General features: G+C 32.1%; 13 protein-coding genes. 12 read left to right on the top strand and 1 reads right to left on the bottom strand.

The annotated features are described in order from the left end of the window. Positions 1-21 precede the first annotated feature (21 nt). From iorA to I6U51_RS05875, 12 genes are all read left to right on the top strand, one after another. Positions 22-1,809 (top strand): indolepyruvate ferredoxin oxidoreductase subunit alpha, encoded by a 1,788-nt coding sequence (gene iorA / locus I6U51_RS05930; RefSeq protein ID WP_211141764.1) that lies wholly within the window; start codon positions 22-24, stop codon positions 1,807-1,809. Positions 1,810-1,811: 2 nt separating this feature from the next. After that, positions 1,812-2,387 carry an indolepyruvate oxidoreductase subunit beta gene (locus tag I6U51_RS05925; protein WP_211141763.1) on the top strand — a complete coding sequence of 192 codons (576 nt, stop codon included), beginning with the start codon at positions 1,812-1,814 and terminating at the stop codon, positions 2,385-2,387. 235 nt (positions 2,388-2,622) lie between these two features. Beyond that, entirely contained in the window at positions 2,623-5,667 is a 3,045-nt protein-coding gene (locus I6U51_RS05920) for an ATP-binding protein (protein WP_211141762.1), read from the top strand. A gap of 186 nt (positions 5,668-5,853) precedes the next feature. Next, positions 5,854-7,332, top strand: coding sequence for an amino acid permease (locus I6U51_RS05915; RefSeq protein WP_211141761.1), 1,479 nt, complete (start codon positions 5,854-5,856; stop codon positions 7,330-7,332). A 169-nt stretch (positions 7,333-7,501) separates the two neighbouring features. Beyond that, positions 7,502-8,329, top strand: coding sequence for a histidine racemase CntK family protein (locus I6U51_RS05910; RefSeq protein WP_211141760.1), 828 nt, complete (start codon positions 7,502-7,504; stop codon positions 8,327-8,329). A gap of 338 nt (positions 8,330-8,667) precedes the next feature. After that, a complete protein-coding gene (gene ftcD / locus I6U51_RS05905; protein ID WP_211141759.1) occupies positions 8,668-9,564 on the top strand; it encodes a glutamate formimidoyltransferase in 897 nt (298 codons plus the stop codon). Positions 9,565-9,588: 24 nt separating this feature from the next. Next, positions 9,589-11,610 (top strand): urocanate hydratase, encoded by a 2,022-nt coding sequence (locus tag I6U51_RS05900; protein WP_211141758.1) that lies wholly within the window; start codon positions 9,589-9,591, stop codon positions 11,608-11,610. 97 nt (positions 11,611-11,707) lie between these two features. Further along, complete coding sequence (gene hutI / locus I6U51_RS05895) at positions 11,708-12,970, top strand: imidazolonepropionase (RefSeq protein ID WP_211141757.1); 1,263 nt, start codon at positions 11,708-11,710, stop codon at positions 12,968-12,970. Between the two features lie 27 nt (positions 12,971-12,997). Next, positions 12,998-13,636 carry a cyclodeaminase/cyclohydrolase family protein gene (locus I6U51_RS05890; RefSeq protein ID WP_211141756.1) on the top strand — a complete coding sequence of 213 codons (639 nt, stop codon included), beginning with the start codon at positions 12,998-13,000 and terminating at the stop codon, positions 13,634-13,636. Positions 13,637-13,666: 30 nt separating this feature from the next. Continuing rightward, positions 13,667-15,190, top strand: coding sequence for a histidine ammonia-lyase (gene hutH, locus I6U51_RS05885; protein WP_211141755.1), 1,524 nt, complete (start codon positions 13,667-13,669; stop codon positions 15,188-15,190). Between the two features lie 347 nt (positions 15,191-15,537). Then, positions 15,538-16,584: an HD-GYP domain-containing protein gene (locus tag I6U51_RS05880; protein ID WP_211141754.1), complete on the top strand. Its 1,047-nt coding sequence runs from the start codon at positions 15,538-15,540 to the stop codon at positions 16,582-16,584. 168 nt (positions 16,585-16,752) lie between these two features. Further along, positions 16,753-17,043 carry a hypothetical protein gene (locus I6U51_RS05875; RefSeq protein ID WP_211141753.1) on the top strand — a complete coding sequence of 97 codons (291 nt, stop codon included), beginning with the start codon at positions 16,753-16,755 and terminating at the stop codon, positions 17,041-17,043. A gap of 60 nt (positions 17,044-17,103) precedes the next feature. Here the strand turns inward: I6U51_RS05875 and hutG are convergent, their stop codons facing one another. Beyond that, a complete protein-coding gene (hutG, locus tag I6U51_RS05870) occupies positions 17,104-18,123 on the bottom strand; it encodes a formimidoylglutamase (protein WP_211141752.1) in 1,020 nt (339 codons plus the stop codon). Positions 18,124-18,138 lie beyond the last annotated feature (15 nt).

Here is an 18,138-nt window from a genome sequence, read left to right as displayed (position 1 = left end):
TTAGAAAGAGGAGGAATATAAATGAAAAAGCTTATGACAGGTAATGAGGCAATTGCTAGAGGTTTTTATGAAGCTGGAGGAACAGTAGCTGCAGCTTACCCAGGAACACCATCAACAGAAATATTAGAAAATATGGCAGAGTATAAAGAGGTTTATTCAGAATGGGCTCCAAATGAGAAAGTAGCTTTAGAAGTAGCTATAGGAGCTTCTATAGCAGGAGCAAGATCACTTGCTGCAATGAAACATGTAGGGGTAAACGTAGCAGCAGATCCTATAATGACATATGGATACACAGGAGTAAATGGTGGACTTGTATTAATATCTGCAGATGACCCAGGTATGCATTCATCACAAAATGAACAAGATAACAGATATTATGCTAAATTTGCAAAAATTGCTATGATTGAGCCAAGTGACAGCCAAGAGTCTAAGGATTTTATAAAAGAGGCATTAGAAATATCAGAAAAATTTGATACACCAATTCTTTATAGAGTTACAACAAGAGTGTGCCACTCAAAAACTCTTGTTGAGCTTGGAGAAAGACAAGCATTTGAAATCAAACCATATGTAAAAAATATAACTAAATTTGTTGCAACTCCTGCAAATGGTAAAAAGCTTCATGTAGTTGTTGAAGATAAATTAAAGAAGTTAGAAGAATTCAGTAACAACACTCCTTTAAATAGAGTGGAATATGGAGATAAAAAGATAGGTATTGTAACTTCAGGTATATCTTATCAATATGCTAGAGAAGTATTTGGTGACAAGGCTTCATACTTAAAGTTAGGTTTTACCCATCCACTTCCATTTGCAAAGATAGAAGAGTTTGCAAAAGAAGTTGAAACTTTATATGTAGTTGAAGAGTTAGAGCCATATATAGAAGAGCAATTAAAGGCAAGGGGAATAGCTTGTATAGGAAAAGAAAAAATTTCAAATATAGGAGAGTTAAATCCTGATATAATTGCCAATTCACTATTAGGAACAGAGTGTGAAGCTAAAACTGAAGCAGCAAGCTCAGTAGAGGCTTTAAAAGATGAAATTATAGCAAGACCACCTACATTATGTGCAGGATGTCCTCACAGAGGTTTATTCTATACATTATCTAAGAAAAAGAACATAATGATTACAGGTGATATAGGTTGCTATACATTAGGTTCATCAGAGCCTTTAAATGCAATGGATACTTGTATCTGTATGGGAGCATCTATAAGCTCAGGACATGGAGCTCAAAAAGCTTTCGACGTAAATGGAGTAGACAAGAAAGTAGTAAGTGTAATAGGAGACTCAACTTTCTTCCATTCAGGACTTTTAAGCTTAATAGATGTAGTATATAACAGAGGAAACTCAGTTACTATTATATTAGATAATAGAATAACTGGAATGACAGGACATCAACAAAATCCAGGAACTGGTTATACATTGGCGGAAGAAAAGACGGAAGCTATTGATATAGAAAATCTTTGTAAGGCTATTGGCGTAAAGAATTTAAAAGTTGTAAACCCATTAAATTTAAAAGAAACAGATGAGGCTGTAAGCGCTGCGTTGACAGCAACAGAACCTACAGTAATTATTACAAAGTGGCCATGTGTTCTTAAAAAGTTTACTGAAGAAGATAAAAAACAATTTGATTTAAGTTCAAAAACTTATAGTGTTAATGAAGAAAAATGTAAAAAGTGCAAAATGTGTACAAAAACAGGGTGTCCAGCAATAGCTATGAAAGAATACTCAAGCATAGATCCAACTATGTGTGTAGGATGTTCTGTATGCGCACAAGTTTGTCCGTTTGGTGCAATAGAAAGGGTTGGTGAATAATAATGAGTGAAGTAAAAAACGTTCTTTTAGTAGGAGTTGGAGGACAAGGTATTATTCTAGCTTCAAAGATACTTTCTAGTGGATTAATAGATGCGGGCTATGATGTTAAAATGTCAGAAGTTCATGGAATGGCCCAAAGAGGAGGAAGTGTTACAACACAGGTTAGATATGGTGAAAAAGTCTATTCTCCTATAATAGGTTTAGGACAAGCAGATTTAATAGTGGCTTTTGAAAGAATAGAAGCGTTAAGATGGATAGATTACCTAAAACCAAATGGAAAGATAGTAATAAATGATTACGCAATTCCTTCAGCTACTGTACTTTCAGGAAAAGAAAAATATCCTGAAAATGTTATTGATAAAGTAAAAGGAGCATTTGAAAATGTAACTGTTATAAATGCTGCTGAAGAAGCTTTAAAATTAGGAAATATAAAAGCACAAAATATAGTTATGCTAGGTGGACTATTAAAAGCTTTAAATGTTGAAAATGTTGACTGGATTAAAGCTGTAAAAGAAAATGTAAAAGAAAGATTTGTTGATTTAAATGTGTCTGCACTTGAAAAAGGAATGGCACTATAGAAATACTGATGATTTAAACTTGAAATAAGACAATGGAGTTTTTCCATTGTCTTATTTTTTCAATAATATACTATTATCTATGACTTGTCATTTATTTTCATATTTCTAAGGATAAAGCAACATCTAGATACTAGACTAACATATTAGTGCAGTAAATTGACAACAAAATTCAAAAAATTTATAATTAATTATGAATTGGCAACTAATAATTATGTGGGTTCAGAGAGGTGATGATATGAGTTATATCCATGTAAGATTGCTTGGCTGCTTTATTGTAACTTTAGATGGAAAAAATGTAGCATTTCCCTATAGCAAGGTACAAGCTTTATTTTGCTATCTAGTAGTTAAGAAACAGGCTACAAGAGAAGAGCTATCAGGGCTTTTATGGCCGGATATGGAAGAAAATATTGCAAGAAAAAATTTAAGAAATGCAATATATAAGCTTAAAAAATCCTTTGGAGATGAGGAGATTTTATCCTTCTCAAATAAGTCTATAATTACGTTAAACCCTAATATAAATATTGAAACAGACGTTGATACATTTGTTACTAATAAAGATGAAATAGATATATATACAGGCAAGTTTTTAAAGGGGTATATACCTAAGGATGCTGAGAACTTTGAGAAGTGGATGCTTGAAACCCAAGAGTATCTTGAGGAACTATATTTAAAAAAACTTAGTCATAAAATAAAATTAGAGGAAGAAAATAAAAACTATAACAAAGTTGAGCATTACTGTAAGCTGCTTATAAAAGTAGATGAATTTAATGAAGAAGCATATAGAACTCTAATTAATTGCTATAAGAACCAAGACAAATTTAATAATGCCATAAAGCTATATAATGAACTTTCTGATATATTAGAAAAAGAACTATCTATAACTCCTAGCGATAAAACTAAAGAAGTATTTGAAGAAGTACTTGATTTGATGAATTCCAGAGGAGAGACAGAAAACTACAAAAGTTATTTTTATGGAAGGTTCAATGAATTAAGGTTACTGGAAAAAAACTATACAAACTTTATTAATGATAAGAGTGCAAAATCTATATTAATAAAGGGAGAAATGGGAATAGGAAAGACGAGCCTTAAGGATAAGTTTCTTAAATCTATAAATAGAAAAGATACATACATATTTGAAACAAACTGTTATCAATTTGAGAACGATTATGCCTTAAAACCATGGAGAAATATCATATCAGATTTGGCATATACAATAAGTATTGATAATATTAAAATCCCTGCTATTTTAGAAAACATAATAGGTAACTTTACTAATGAAATAGGAAATAGCAGATTTTCGGAAAGTATTAAGATAGAAAATGCAATAGATTTATTAAAGTACGATGTAATAGGAAATATAGTAAATGATATTTTAAAAATAATATCTATAAAAAAGAAAGTTTTATTAGTTTTTGAAGATATTCAATGGATGGATTTAACTAGCATATCACTGCTTACAAGTATCATTTCTCATTCGCAAGGAAGTAATATAACATTTTTGATTACTTGTAGAAATGAGATCAATACTTGTACAGAAAAATTCTTTGCTTCAATTTGCAAATATGATAGGGTTCAAGTTATAGAGCTTACTAGATTTAATGCCGAGGAAGTAGAACATTTTATTAAAAAAGCTCTTCCAGATGTAACTTTGTCGCAGGAAATGATAAACAAAATATATATAGAAACGGAAGGAAATACCTTTTTCCTTACAGAATATCTAAATATGATTAAATCAAAGAAAAATGTAAATATAATGACCTCTAAGATGCAAGACATTTTAAAGGGTAGATTTATAGATATGTCCGAGGATGAAAGAAAGATAGTTGAAATATCATCACTATTTGTAGATGAAGTGCCTATGTTTATTTTAAAAGAGTTGACACATAAGGATGAACTGCAGATTATGGACATAATAGAGCAACTTGAGAAAAAGTGTATTTTGAAGGAAGAAATTAATGGGAATAATATATGTTTTAAGTTCACTCACCAAAAATTAAGAGAATTTCAATATACACAGCTATCCCAAGGGAGAAAGAGAATACTCCATAACAGGATAGGAGAGATTTTTGAAAGAGCTCTTAAAAAAAATATAGGTGATATCAATGTTTATTATAAATTAATTTATCATTTTCAAAATGCCAGCAATTATATAGCTACCTTAAAATACAGAATCAAAATCTTAAATATATATTTTAATTTTAGTCACGAACTTTTTCCGGTAATTTATAATAAAAATGAGACCTACAATAAATTATATTTTAATGAGAGTGAAACTGTAAAGAATATTTCTGAAATAGAAGAACTTTTAAATAAGGTAAAGGATGAAGAAGGAAACTCAGCTGAAACATTAGAATTTGAGATCTGTGTTTTTCATATAAAAGGTAGATATTTAATAAGAAGAGGTGAATATGGCGAAGGAATTAGAAATATTCAAAATATGATTGAAAAGGCGGAGGAAATTAGCAGCTCAGCCTACGCTATTGAGGGGTGCAAGCAGATGATTTACTATTGTATCCAAACAAATAACACTGATGAAATGATAAGTTATATTAATCTTGGACTTGATATAGCTGCGGAATATAATTGCAACAAAGAAATAGGTATATTATTGAGGCTTAAGGCATTGTATAAAAAGATGATTGGAGACTATGAAGAAGCTGAGGCCTTAATGCACAAATCAATAAATACTCTGAGTACCACTAAAAATAATTCTGACCAGTATGTTTTGAACATAGCTGCTTGTTATAATTATATTGGAGATATAAGAAAGAAGAATGGTAATTTTTTAGAGGCATTACACTATTACAATAAGGCTATTGAAATATGTGAAGAAAAAAATGTACTTACTTGTCTTGCTTTATTTCAAACCAATGCAGGGGAAACAGCTTATTATATTGGTGATTATATTTTGGCAAAGGGATATTTTTTAAATGCGATGAATATCTACAGACAGTTTGATTTTATATGGGGAAGAGCCATAGCAGAGGCATTTATGTCAATGATTCTAGTAGATGAAGAAAATTTTGAAGGAGCCTTAAAGTATTTGAAGAATGCTGACATGAACTCAAAGGCATTAAAAAACCCTAAAGAGATAGGAACAGTTTTTAAAGTTAAAGCAGAATTAAAGGCAAATATGAAAGATAATTTTTATATTGAACAAACCTTTGGAAACTATTTAAATGATGATTTGAAAGAATATATTGAACAGGGGAAAAAATATTTAACCGAAGCAAGGGATAAGCATCAAATTGATGCTTTAAATAAAATAAATGTTGAGTAGCTGATGTAAAAAACATCAGCTTATTTTGTGCGTCAATAAAAATAGTTAAAATTCATAGAATATTCTTAATAAATTTTTAACAAACTTCCATTTGTATAGACGTTTTAGAGATGTGTAAACGATATAATTAGTTTAGCTGCAGCTAATTAAAGTGATATTAACTTAAAGAGAACAAGGGGGGATTTTATGAACACAAATTTGGAAACAAAAAATCACGGCGAATTGCAAAGAAGTTTAAAGACAAGACACATGAACATGATTGCTATAGGGGGTGCAATTGGAACCGGTCTATTCTTTACAAGTGGTAACACAATTAGTTCTTCAGGTCCTGGTGGTGCAATTTTGGCGTATGGACTTATGGGGATTCTTGTATATTTTTTAATGACGTCACTAGGAGAAATGGCGACAATGATACCAAGCTCCGGCTCTTTTGAAACCTATGCATCAAGATTTGTTGATCCAGCACTTGGATTTGCACTAGGCTGGAATTATTGGTTTAACTGGGCAATTACTGTTGCAGCGGAATTAGTTGCAGCTGGACTTGTTATTAAGTATTGGTTGCCTAATACACAGACTACCTTTTGGAGTGTAGGATTTTTAATTATTTTATTTTGTTTAAATTTAATGTCCGCAAGAGCGTACGGTGAAGGTGAATATTGGTTTTCAAGTATAAAGGTTGTAACAATCATCATATTTCTTGTTGTTGGTATACTTATGATATTTGGAATCATGGGAGGCCATTCAACAGGCTTTAGCAATTGGACGCTTAATGATGGAAAAGGTAATTCTGCACCATTTGTAGGTGGAGGAGTAGCAATACTGATGAGCTTTTTAACAGCTGGATTTTCTTTTGCTGGTACAGAAGTGGTTGGACTTGCAGCTGGTGAATCCGAAAATCCTGAAAAGGATGTGCCAAAAGCCATAAATTCAGTTTTTTGGAGAATACTTATTTTTTACATTGGTGCAATTATTGTTATTGGTTTTATTATTCCTTTTACTGATCCCAATTTATTGAAAAATGGCGTATCAGAAATAGCATATAGCCCATTTACTATTGTATTTCAAAGATCTGGTATTGCTGCTGCTGCGTCAATAATGAATGCAGTTATATTAACTTCTGTTCTTTCTTGTGGTAACTCAGGACTTTATGCAGGATCTCGTATGGTATATGCTATGGCTAAAGAAGGAAAAGCCCCAAAATTATTTGCTAAGTTAAACAAAAGAGGCGTTCCAATAAATGCACTTATTCTTACAGCAGCTGTCGCATCAACAGCATTCTTTGCATCGCTTATTGGTGATGGTAAGATATACTACATACTCTACAATTTATCTGGAATTACAATCTTCTTAGCATGGCTTGGAATAGCAATTTGCCACTACAGATTCAGAAAAGCTTATGCTGCTCAAGGTAGAAAGATTGAAGATCTAAAATATAAAGCCTTGTGGTACCCATTTGGTCCTATATTTGCAATGATACTTTGTGTTGTTGTTTTATTTGGTGCTAATATATGGGTATTTCAGGCAGAAACCTTCAGTTGGTTTGACTTTATAACTAACTATGGAGTTATTCCTATATTTTTATGTCTTTATCTTGGCTACAAGAAAGCAAATAATACAAAGGTAGTTCCTCTAATGGAATGCGACTTTGAACATGTAGAAAAATAGCTGAATAGTAATTATAACTTATATTCCGCATAACTATTTTTCTATTGCCTCCTTTTCGCATAATATATAACTATATAAGAAGTGACCGATATACTAAACTATTGAATATGTAAAACAAGTTTAGCGGAATATGAGTTATTATATCAGAGAAAAAGAGGTGTTGATCTTAATGAAATTAAATTTTGTAAAGGTAAACCCCACTGAAAATATGACAATATTCATACTTGATCCTCTTCCAAGATCAATATACCCCGAAGTAGCAAACAAGCTTATGAATTATAACAACCTCCATGCTGAGCAAGTAGGGTTTATTGAAAGACCTAACCTTCCTGGAAGCTGTTCAAGGCTTCATATGATGGGAGGAGAGTTTTGTGGCAACGCTTCAAGAGCTTTTGCTGCTGTAATGGTTCAGAAAGGTTATAGTTCCTTTGAATTGAAAGAGGGGAAGCATATTGTGCCTATTGAATCATCAGCAGTTGAGCAGATTCTTTACAGTGAAGTTAAACAGATTACCAATAATACCTTTGAAGTAAAGGTTAAAATTCCACTGCATAAGTCGATCAATCCAATTGAAATTAATTATAATGGAGTTGATTACAGTGGGCTTCTTGTAGAGTTTGATGGAATCTCCCATGTAGTGATATCTGCAGGTAATGATCTTCCTGGCGAAGGGTTACTTCTTAAGCTTGTAAAAGAGCTTTCTCCATTACCTTACAGTGCTCTCGGAATAATGTTCTATAATGAAGAAGAAGATTTTATGACGCCCCTTGTCTATGTTAAAAGCACTGGCAGCCTTATATGGGAAAGAGGTTGCGGTACAGGTACCGCTGCTCTTGGTGTAGTATTGTCCTCAAAGTTCCGCAGTAGTATTGATAAAAAAGTAAAGCAGCCTGGTGGAAATATAGATGTCCTTACCACCGTGAAGAATGGTCTGATTGAGGATATTTATCTGAAGGGTAATGTGAGTATAGTTGCTGAAGGAGAAGTTTATATATAATTTAAGTTTCGCATCACTAAAACTCTATATAGGAATTGTACCTAAATACTTATTTTATGCAGATTTGGGGCAATTCCATTTTTATTTTTTGATTGTTTTTATGAAATATTCAGTTCTCGGGATTAATTAATAATAACTTGAGAAATAAAAAGAAATACAATCTGTGAGTTAAATTTATTAGAATAAAAAATAATTGAAAGTTTTAGCGTCGACAAAAAAATAATTAAATTATTTGAATTATATAGAAAATTCTTAATAAATCACTATTAAATAGACGGTATATAGATGTGTAAACGATACAATAGAATCAAATAAAACAAACTAAGGGGGAAATACATATGGCAAAATTAGTAGAATGTGTACCAAATTTTAGTGAAGGTAGAGATAAAGAAATAATTGAAAAAATTGTGGATGAAGTTAGAAAAACAGAAGGAGTAAAGTTACTTGATTATTGTTCAGATAAAGATCACAACAGGTCAGTTGTAACTATGATAGGTGGCCCACAAGAAGTGAAGGAAGCTGCTTTTAAACTTATTAAAAAAGCTTCAGAACTAATTGATATGAGTAAACATGAGGGAGCACATCCAAGAATGGGTGCGACAGATGTAGTTCCTTTCATTCCAATAAAGGACATAACTACTGAAGAATGTGTTGAACTAGCTAAGGAATTAGGAAAAAGAGTTGGAGAGGAATTAAACATTCCTGTGTATTTATATGAAGATGCAGCTACAGCACCAGAAAGACAAAACTTAGCTAATATAAGAAAAGGTCAATATGAGGGATTCTTTGAAAAAATAAAACAACCTGAGTGGAAGCCAGATTTCGGACCAAATGAAATGAATGAAAAAAGCGGTGCTACAGTTATAGGTGCTAGGTTCCCACTAATCGCATACAATGTAAATTTAGGTACAGATAATATAGAAATAGCAAATGCAATAGCTAGAAAAATAAGACACATAAATGGGGGCTTAAGATACGCTAAAGCAGTTGGAGTAATGCTAACTGAAAGAAACATAGCTCAAGTTTCAATAAACTTAGTACAATATGAAAAAACAGCTATCTATACTGCACAGGAAATGGTGAAGATGGAAGCAAAGAGATATGGTGTTCCAGTAGTAGGAGCTGAGGTTATTGGATTAGTTCCAATGAAAGCTTTAATAGATTGTGCAGAATATTATCTTCAAATTGAAAACTTTGATATAAATCAAGTATTAGAGTCAAGATTAGGAGAATAGATTAAAAAATAAGGAGGATATACCATGATTAATAATATAGATATTAAAGATGCTATGACTGTAAGATTAGACGATGTATTACCTGAGATGCCTAAATTTGAAAAAGGAATAAGAAGAGCACCAAATAGAGGCTTCAATTTAACTAAAGCGCAAACAGAAATTGCTTTAAAAAATGCTTTAAGATATATACCATCTCAATATCATGAACAGTTGATTCCTGAGTTCCTAGAAGAGTTAACTACAAGAGGAAGAATATACGGATATAGATTCCGTCCTGAAGGAAGGCTATACGGAAAACCAATCGATGAATATAAAGGAAATTGTGTAGAGGGCAAGGCTTTCCAAGTTATGATAGATAACAACTTAGACTTTGAAGTAGCTTTATATCCTTATGAATTGGTTACTTATGGAGAAACAGGAAGTGTGTGTCAAAATTGGATGCAGTATAGACTTATAATGAAATATTTAGAGGTTATGACTCAAGATCAAACATTAGTAATTGAATCAGGGCATCCTCTTGGATTATTTAAATCCAATCCAAATGCACCAAGAGTAATAATAACTAATGCCCTAATGATTGGTATGTTTGATAACCTAAAAGATTGGGAAATAGCTGAAGAGATGGGTGTAGCAAATTACGGACAAATGACTGCTGGTGGTTGGATGTATATAGGACCACAAGGTATAGTTCATGGTACATTTAACACACTACTAAATGCTGGACGAATGAAACTTGGTATTCCGAATGATGGAGACTTAAGAGGATATATTTTTGTAAGTTCAGGACTTGGCGGAATGAGTGGTGCTCAGTCAAAAGCTATGGAAATAGCAAATGGTGTAGGTATAATTGCAGAAGTAGATAGATCAAGGATAAACACAAGACTTGAACAAGGATGGGTTACTAAAGCTTCATCTAACTTAGAAGAAGTATTTAAGATTGCTAAAGAATATGTAGATAAAAAAGAACCTATTTCAATTGCTTATGAAGGAAATATAGTAGATCTACTTGAATATGCAGTTAATAACAATATAAAAATAGATTTATTATCAGACCAAACTTCCTGTCATAATGTATATGAAGGGGGATACTGTCCAAGCGGAATTACTTTTGAAGAAAGAACAAGATTACTTGCAGAAGACAGAGAAACTTTTGCTAAGTTAGTAGATAAGACTCTTAGACGTCATTTTGAGTTAATAAAAGCTTTAGTGGAAAAAGGAACTTATTTCTTCGATTATGGTAATTCATTTATGAAGGCAATATATGATGCTGGTGTTCAAGAAATATCTAAGAATGGAATAGATGAAAAAGACGGATTTATATTCCCTTCATATGTAGAAGATATAATGGGACCTCAATTATTCGACTATGGCTATGGACCATTTAGATGGGTATGCTTAAGCGGTAAGAGAGAAGACTTAATTAAAACAGATAAAGCTGCTATGGAATGTATAGACCCTAATAGAAGATATCAGGATAGAGATAACTATAACTGGATAAAAGATGCAGAAAAGAATAGCATGGTAGTAGGAACTGAAGCAAGAATATTATATCAAGATACAACTGGAAGAGTAAATATAGCTCTTAAATTTAACGAAATGGTAAGAAAAGGTGAAGTTGGTCCTATAATGCTAGGAAGAGACCACCATGATGTTAGTGGTACAGATTCTCCATTTAGAGAAACTTCAAACATTAAAGATGGAAGTAATGTAATGGCTGATATGGCTGTTCAATGTTATGCTGGTAATGCTGCTAGAGGTATGAGCCTTGTAGCTCTTCATAATGGTGGTGGTGTTGGTATAGGAAAATCCATAAATGGAGGTTTTGGACTAGTCTTAGATGGAAGTTATAGAATAGATGAAATAATTAAATCAGCAATGACTTGGGATGTTATGGGAGGAGTTTCAAGACGTTCATGGGCAAGAAATGAACATTCAATTGAAACAGTAATAGAGTTTAATAAAACTCATGAAGGTACAGATCATGTAACACTTCCATATTTAGCAGATGATGATTTAGTAACAAAAGCAGTTTCTAAATATTTTTAAATAAAGTAGAACCTTGAAGGAATCCAGTGACTACCCGCTCTTTGATAAGAGCGAGTAAAGAGCGGGTAATCACCGGATAAATATTGGAGGGAATTGAATGATAATTAAGAATATAAGTTGTCTAGTAACTTGTGCTGGTAGCTTCCCTAAAACTAAAGATAAATTAAAAGATGCTGGCATAATAGAAAATGGTTATATAGTAATAGAAGATAACTTCATAGTAGACGTAGGCAGTGGTGATGGATATAAAAAATATTTAAATGATAATAGAGTTGTAGTAGATGCTCAAGGTAAAACTGTAACTCCAGGACTTATAGACAGTCATACTCATGTAGTGTATGCAGGATCAAGAGAGTTTGAATTACCATTAAAGCTTCAAAAGATGAAGTACATAGACATACTTAATGCTGGTGGCGGTATATTGAGTACTGTAAGTAAAACAAGAGAAGCTTCACAAGAAATGCTGGAGGCTGAAACTAGAAAAAGATTGGACTTAATGCTCTCACATGGTACTACAACAGTTGAGAGTAAATCTGGGTATGCCTTAGATTTTGAAAATGAGATAAAAATGCTGCAAGTAAACAAAAACTTAAACAAAACCCATCCTATGGATATAGTCTCAACATATCTTGGGGCACATGCTATACCTAAAGAGTATAAAGGCAATAGGGAAGAATATATAAATCTTATGATTAATAAAGTAATGCCTTATATTAAAGAGAATAATTTAGCTGATTTTGTTGACTGTTTCTGTGAAGAAGGAGTATTCACTGTAGAAGAGGCTAGAAAAATTTTAAAAGCAGGACAAGAGTTAGGGCTTAAAGCTAAGCTTCACGCAGATGAAATAGAATCTATAGGAGGAGCAGAACTTGCTGGAGAAATTAAAGCTGTATCTGCAGAGCATTTAGTAGCAGCTTCAGATGAAGGCATAAAGGCTATGGCTGATAACAATGTTATTGCAGTATTGTTACCAACTACATCCTTTTACTTAATGCTAAATAAGTTTGCGAGAGCAAGAAAAATGATAGAAGAGGGTGTTCCAGTAGCCTTATCCACTGATTGTAATCCTGGAACTTCTCCAACTGAATCATTACAAAGTACTATGACTTTTGCTTGTTTTGGGCTTAGAATGATGCCAGAGGAAATAATAAATGCAATGACTATAAATGCTGCTTGTGCAGTTGGTAGAGAAAAAGAAATCGGCAGTATTGAAATTGGCAAGAAGGCAGATTTAGCTATATTTAATGCTAAAAATTTAAATTATTTATTCTACCATTTTGGAGTAAATGCAGTAGATAAGGTAATTAAAAATGGGTCAATTGTAGTTCAGGATGGAAAACCTGTGTATAAGCAGAAGTAACTTTATATTAAAATGGGGGATTGTAAAATGTTACAAAATCTAGCCTTAAAAGATTTTATAGATGAGTTAGGATCTAAATCACCAGCACCAGGGGGCGGAAGCATAGCAGCGCTTTCTGCTTCCCTTGCTAGTGCATTAGCTAGCATGGTATTCAATCTTACAATTGGAAAGAAAGAATACATGGAGTATGATGAATCATTAAAGGAAAAAGTTGACGATTCCTTTAATGAAGTTAACTTATATAAAGTAGAGTTTTTAGAACTTATGGAAAGAGATACTAATGCTTTCTTGTCATTAATGGAAGCTTTTAAAATGCCTAAAACTACAGAAGATGAAATCAGAAGTAGAAAAGAAAAAATAGCAGAGGGTAATAAAGAGGCTTTAGAAATACCACTGCAGGTGGCTGAAAAAGCATATAAGCTTTATGATCATATTTATATAGCAGTACAGTATGGAAATAAAAATGCAGTGTCAGATGCTGGAGTTGCAGCGTCATTAGTGGAAACTGCTATAGAGGGTGCAATATTAAACGTAAAAATAAATATCATGGGTTTAAAAGATGAAGAGCGCAAAGAAGAGTTGAAAAATAAGTGCAAATATCTATTGGAAAATAGTAAGAAGAAAAAAGAAGAAATCATGGGAATCATAGAAAGTAAATTGGTGTAGAGTTTAAAAGAAGTTAAGGAGGAAAAAAACATGGGGATTATTGAATTAAACGGAACAAATCTTACATTAGAAGATATAATAAATGTTGCATATAAGGGGTATAAAGTAGCACTTACTGATGATGCTAAGGAAAAGGTTAAAAAATCAAGAGAGATAGTTGATAACATAGTTAGTAACAATAAAGTAGTTTATGGAATTACTACAGGATTTGGAAAATTTTCTGATATAGTTATATCAGGAGAAGAATGCAAAACTCTTCAAAGAAATTTGATAATATCTCATTCCTGTGGTACAGGCGAAAAATTTCCTAAAGAAATAGTAAGAGCTATAATGTTATTAAGAGCCAATGCTCTATCAAAAGGCTATTCAGGAATAAGATTAAGTACTTTAGAGACTTTAATAGATATGCTTAACAAAGAAGTACATCCTATTATACCTGAAAAAGGATCCTTAGGAGCATCTGGAGATTTAGCACCACTTTCACATATGGTATTACCTATGATTGGGGAAGGCGAAGCTGAGTTTAAGGGCAATATTGTGTCAGGTAAGGAAGCTATGGAAAAGGCAGGTATACCATTAGTAGAATTGGTAGCAAAAGAAGGACTAGCTCTAATAAATGGAACTCAAGTAATGACTGCAGTAGGTGCCATAGCTGTATATAATGCTACAAATCTATTAAAGCTTAGTGATATTACAGCAGCAATGACATTAGAGGCCTTAAGGGGAATAAGAAATGCTTTTGATCCAAGAGTTCATGAGGTAAGACCTCACAAAGGGCAAATACAAACAGCTAAAAATATGCTTGCTCTAATAGAAGATAGTTCTTCTATAACTAATCAAGGAGAAATAAGAACTCAAGATGCATATACACTAAGATGCGTACCACAAGTTCATGGTGCAAGCAAGGATGCTATAAATTATGTAAAAGAAAAAGTTGAGATAGAAATAAACTCCGCAACGGACAACCCAATTGTATTTGAAAATGGAGATGTAATATCGGGAGGAAATTTCCATGGACAACCTATGGCGTTGAGTTTCGATTTTCTTGGTATTGCAGTAGCTGAACTTGCTAACATATCAGAAAGAAGACTTGAGAGATTAGTGAATTTTCAATTAAATGATTTACCGCCTTTCCTTGTAAAAAATGGTGGAGTTAATTCTGGTTTTATGATTACACAATATGCTGCTGCTGCTTTAGTATCAGAAAATAAAGTTCTTGCCCATCCAGCATCAGTGGATTCTATACCTTCATCAGCAAACCAAGAAGACCATGTAAGTATGGGAACTATTGCAGCTAGAAAGAGCTTAGACATCTTAAATAATGCTAGAAGAGTACTTGCAACAGAGCTTATGGCCGCATGTCAAGCTATAGATTTTAGAGATAGAATTAAGCTAGGTAAAGGTACTAGTGAAACATACAAAGTAATAAGAGAAAAAATAAGCTTTATTGAAGAAGACAAAATCATGTATAAAGAGTTAGACAAATGTGAAGAGCTTATGATAAATGGTGAACTCCTTGAAGCAGTAGAGAAGAAAGTAGAATTAGAGGTATAAACAGATTTCTAAGCTTGCAAAAGACTTATGTAAAAGAAATAAAACTATAGAAAAAACTATAAGGTCGACCCATGTGGTTGTCTCTTATAGTTTTTCATTTTTTTGAAGATGCCTTAAGGAAACTAAAATACTAATATGTGAAAATTATGTTATTTAGTGTTATAATTATATAAACAGGATTCTTGGCTTCAGGTGAAGTTTTAAACTCCATCTGAAGCTTAGAAGCCGTTATCCAGGGTCGTAGCGCCACTTATCCCCAACTTTAAGAAGTTGGGATGTTAGTGGCGGTAGGCATCGGATAAAATTAAGTTGAAAAATAATAATTTTGTATTTTTGAGGAGATAGGTATGAGAAAAGTATGCATATTAGTTTCAGAGTGTAATTTAGGAGACATAATTGCACAAAAAATAATAAGTAAATATGGTGCAACTATTGCCGTAGAAAATACGATTATAAATAATTATATAAAAAATAAGCTTATAGCATTTGAAATAGAGTGTATATGGGTATATGGAAATTCTGAGAAAGAAACACCTAAAGTCATGGATACTGCTTTTTCAAAGTTAAAGAAGGATTATAAACAGAATGTCATAGAAATTAATGAATTAATAAATGATTTATCTAGAGGGGAAAAGGTAAATGTACAAAGGATAAATAAAATATCTGATTCTATTTATAGCTCTATAAATGATGAATACTATATTGTTAAATGCCTCAGTGAACTAAGAACAGCGGATCAGTATTTATATAATCATAGCGTAAATGTATCTTTTTATGGAATGCTGCTAGGCAAATGGTTATGCTTAACTAAAAATGAGATAAATGAAATAGTTCAAGCTGGACTACTGCACGATATTGGACAGATAAAGGTATCAACTGAAATTTTAAATAAAAGAGGAAAGTTAAATTTTCAAGAGTTTGAAGAGATAAAAAAGCATCCTATTTATGGATATAACATGGTAAAAGATCTAAGCGTTATTTCAGATGATGTAAAAGAAGTTATTTTAACTCATCATGAAAGAATAAATAAATCAGGATATCCTGTAGGAAAAGACGGAGATGAATTAAGTATATATTCTAAAATAATTGCTATTGCAGATGTATATGATGCGATTATATCAGAAAGAGTATATAGAAAAAGGGAAACTCCCTTTAAAGCTTTTGAAATGCTTCAGAATGATAGTATAGGTTATTTTGATATACATATAATAAATACTTTTTTGGGAACTTTGGCTGCTTGCTACGTTGGTTCGAAGGTTCTATTGAATAACGGAAGTACTGGAGAAATTTTATACGTTCCTCCACATGATATTTCAAAGCCAATTGTTAGTGTCAACTCTGAATATATTGATCTTTCAAAGGAAAGTAATTTAGAAATTACTACTATGTTATAATTTGAAAAAGGAAAACAGAATTAACATTTAAATTGATTCTATTTCTTTTTTTACTTGTATTACGACCTTTTATTTGCTTGCAATAAATAAACATATAGAATATTTATGTATTTTTGATTATAATATAGACTTGAAAGTAACATAAGATAAGATAAGGAGATAATTACAATGGACAAGAAAAAAATTATAAATAGAAAAGATGCTATAAAGAAAAGAGGAGTTCTACCTAGTATTATTTTTTTAGGAATTCTTCTATATATACAAGGATATATTTTTGTTTCTAAGCTTAACACTATAATGATGTTAGTAGGAGGGCTAGTTATATTTGGTTCCTTTCTAATTATTTCATATAGAAAAAGAAAAACTCAAAGACTAATTGGTAATATATTAATGATAGTTTCGCTGTATTTTATTGCTATGTTAATTTATGCGATATTTATAGCGATGAGGTCAATGTAATAAAATTTTATATAGGAAAACTAACTTTCTAGTTAGTTTTCCCATTATATTGATCTTATTTTAGTATTCATCACATAAATTGTGAATTTGACATATAGTATTAACTACTGAGAAAATTATAATTGAAGCCAAATTTGCAGTAGTACTATCTTGATCAAATCTTGGAGAAACCTCACATATATCAAAACCTATTACTTTCTTAGATTTTATAATGTGCTTGAGACAGTTTAATACCTTTTCAGGGTCCAATCCTAAAGGCTGAGCAGCGCTTACACCAGGTGCAAAAGAAGAGGAGAATACATCAGAACATATTGTTATATAAACATGTTCTTGAAGCTTTATAAAATCATCTAACTTTTCTAAAAGACTATAATTATCAGTATTTATCATATCCTTTGCTAATATATACTTAACACCTAGTTTATCTGCTGTCTTAAATAAATCAACAGTGTTGCTGTGTTTTTGGACTCCAAGACAGAAATAGGAATAATCTAGATTCCGATCTTTACAAATATCTGATATCTGTCTAAACATTGTTCCAGAGCTGCTGCCATTAGGATATGGTCTAAGGTCAAAATGAGCATCAAAGTTTATTATACCAATGCTTGGACTAGAATTGTTTTGAGACAAGTGATCTAGTATACCATTATAGTTTCCAAAAGCAGTTTCATGGCCACCACCTAATACTATTGGGAAAAGATTTAAATCTAAAATTTTAGACACTGCTTTTGAAAGTAGATTTTGCCCTTCTTCTAGAGATATATTTTCACAAAGTATGTTTCCAGCATCAAAAATCTCAACGTCTTTTGTGAAAAGACATGGTAAACTAGATAGTTCTTTTCTAATACTTTGTGGACCATTAGCAGCGCCAGCTCTACCTTTATTACGTTTAACACCTTCATCGCAGCAAAAACCAATAAAAGCGAAACCTAGTTTTCCAGTGTAGGGAGTTAAGCTTCTGTCTCTTAGATCGATACTTTTAACCCATTGATGCCACCTAAAGGCATCATAATTACTGTCACTGTCAATTCGCCCTTGCCATGTAGATTCGTCTATGATTCTGTAATTTGCATCAAACATTTTTTCCTCCCAGTT

Origin of the sequence: Clostridium aciditolerans (assembly GCF_016316925.1) — a bacterium.
Taxonomy (GTDB): Bacteria; Bacillota; Clostridia; order Clostridiales; family Clostridiaceae; genus Clostridium_AM; species Clostridium_AM aciditolerans.
This window is presented reverse-complemented; position numbering and strand designations above follow the sequence as displayed.

Excerpts from the sequence above, each read along its gene's own strand:
- I6U51_RS05890 (WP_211141756.1), top strand. The coding sequence starts at position 12,998 with ATGTTACAAAATCTAGCCTTAAAAGATTTTATAGATGAGTTAGGATCT.
- I6U51_RS05875 (WP_211141753.1), top strand. The coding sequence starts at position 16,753 with ATGGACAAGAAAAAAATTATAAATAGAAAAGATGCTATAAAGAAAAGA.
- I6U51_RS05910 (WP_211141760.1), top strand. The coding sequence starts at position 7,502 with ATGAAATTAAATTTTGTAAAGGTAAACCCCACTGAAAATATGACAATA.
- ftcD (WP_211141759.1), top strand. The coding sequence starts at position 8,668 with ATGGCAAAATTAGTAGAATGTGTACCAAATTTTAGTGAAGGTAGAGAT.
- hutH (WP_211141755.1), top strand. The coding sequence starts at position 13,667 with ATGGGGATTATTGAATTAAACGGAACAAATCTTACATTAGAAGATATA.
- I6U51_RS05900 (WP_211141758.1), top strand. The coding sequence starts at position 9,589 with ATGATTAATAATATAGATATTAAAGATGCTATGACTGTAAGATTAGAC.
- I6U51_RS05915 (WP_211141761.1), top strand. The coding sequence starts at position 5,854 with ATGAACACAAATTTGGAAACAAAAAATCACGGCGAATTGCAAAGAAGT.
- hutI (WP_211141757.1), top strand. The coding sequence starts at position 11,708 with ATGATAATTAAGAATATAAGTTGTCTAGTAACTTGTGCTGGTAGCTTC.
- I6U51_RS05920 (WP_211141762.1), top strand. The coding sequence starts at position 2,623 with ATGAGTTATATCCATGTAAGATTGCTTGGCTGCTTTATTGTAACTTTA.
- I6U51_RS05925 (WP_211141763.1), top strand. The coding sequence starts at position 1,812 with ATGAGTGAAGTAAAAAACGTTCTTTTAGTAGGAGTTGGAGGACAAGGT.
- iorA (WP_211141764.1), top strand. The coding sequence starts at position 22 with ATGAAAAAGCTTATGACAGGTAATGAGGCAATTGCTAGAGGTTTTTAT.
- hutG (WP_211141752.1), bottom strand. The coding sequence starts at position 18,123 with ATGTTTGATGCAAATTACAGAATCATAGACGAATCTACATGGCAAGGG.
- I6U51_RS05880 (WP_211141754.1), top strand. The coding sequence starts at position 15,538 with ATGAGAAAAGTATGCATATTAGTTTCAGAGTGTAATTTAGGAGACATA.